Genomic DNA, 336 nt, shown 5'->3' with positions numbered 1-336 from the left:
TGCACGACAGGGCCAGAGCGGCGGATTACACGATGGGAGCATGAGCACGTGCTCGATGCTGTCCAGCAGCGCCTTGATGCAAATCCACAAGCCATGCGCCAGCGTCGAGAAACGGTCGAGCATCCGTTCGGCACGATGAAGGCCCGCATGGGAGCGACACACTTCCTGACCAAAACGCTTCCGAAAGTAGCCGCCGAGATGGCACTATCCGTCTTGGCCTACAATCTGACGCGGGTCATGAACATTGTCGGGGTCAAGCCGCTCATCGCTGCGATCGCGGCATGAGACACCCAGTCCCGGACCTCATAACCCGCGTCCTCCTCAGACGTTTTTACA

1 protein-coding gene is annotated in these 336 nt (G+C 59.2%); it reads left to right on the top strand.

Features of this window, described 5'->3' with window-relative positions:
• The coding region (locus OZ411_RS43235; protein ID WP_282532844.1) for a transposase at positions 1-285 on the top strand (285 nt) is incomplete at its 5' end.
• Positions 286-336: the final 51 nt, after the last annotated feature.

The organism is Bradyrhizobium sp. Arg237L (genome assembly GCF_029990105.1).
In the GTDB taxonomy this organism is placed as follows: domain Bacteria; phylum Pseudomonadota; class Alphaproteobacteria; order Rhizobiales; family Xanthobacteraceae; genus Bradyrhizobium.
Note: the sequence above shows the minus strand (reverse complement) of the source record. Positions and strands in the feature narration are given on the sequence as shown.